We start from the raw sequence: 1,044 nt of genomic DNA on the forward strand, positions 1-1,044 counted from the left end.
AACACGGTTCCGTCCGTATTTCCTCAAGGATTATATCATAGCCTGCCATAGAATGCAAGCGTTTTCTCATAGATTGAGCCAAATTGTCTGACGACTGCTGAGGAAATACAGAGCACAGCCCGTGACCGGCTTGCCAAACACAGTTTCCGCCGCCCGTTTATAGGCAGACAGCTGCGCGCGATAGGTTTCTGCTCGCTGCGCGGCAAATTGTTTGGACACGCGGTCGGTCTTAAAATCGATAACCGTCAATCCCTGTTCGGTCTCCAACAGGCAGTCAATGACGCCCTGCATGAGCAGCTGTTCGTCAAATCCCTTGGCCTCTTCGTAATAGTCCTGTGCCGGAACCAAAAGTGAGAATTTAAACTCCCGCCGCACCGTTGCCTGTCCAAATTGTGCGTACAAATCCGAGGAGAAAAACGCCTCTATTTGTCTCAAGTCAATCGCGTCTGCCTGTTCTGGACTGAGAATGCGCTTGTCGCGCAACCGCATCAGCTCTTGTGCTCTGCCCTCTGCGGTTTCGCACCGCGCGAAATCACAGAACTGTAAAAACAAATGATGTGCCGTGCCGATCTCTGACGGCGTCAGACCGCGCGCTTCCCGCTCAAAGAACGGACGGCGCAGTTCTGCCTGCTGTTTTGGCGCTTCTGTCTGCTCTCCCGCCTCTGCCGCCTGAAATGACGCTGTAATGGCAGTCGCTGTCAGCTTGGACGGCAGATCACGCAGGACATCCGCCGCATATGGCTTCAGCTCCGGCGCCTGTATGTCCTCTTGCTCCACAAACTGACCGGTTTCCTGTTCTGGCTGCTCGTCATCCTGTCTCTGATACGGAATCATGCGGACGGTAAAGCAGTCCGGCGCGCTGGTATCCAGTGCAGGCAATCGGTGCAGCAGCTCACGCAGCGGCAGTGCCTGCGGATGCCGGAGCAGTGGAACCGCCATCCACAGTGCGTATTGATTGGCACCGGACAACGCATACGGCGGAATCGGATCTAAGACAGAAATCGCCGCCCATTTTTCCAGCTTGCTCTGTACGTCACGCATGGC

1 protein-coding gene is annotated in these 1,044 nt (G+C 55.3%); it reads right to left on the minus strand.

What is annotated here, in order from left to right:
- Positions 1-66: 66 nt before the first annotated feature.
- A partial coding sequence (locus ACR0P9_RS13120; protein ID WP_432620854.1) for a PD-(D/E)XK nuclease family protein occupies positions 67-1,044 on the minus strand: 978 nt, incomplete at its 5' end.

The sequence above is a fragment of the Butyricicoccus sp. genome, assembly GCF_050872565.1.
GTDB lineage: Bacteria > Bacillota > Clostridia > Oscillospirales > Butyricicoccaceae > Butyricicoccus_A.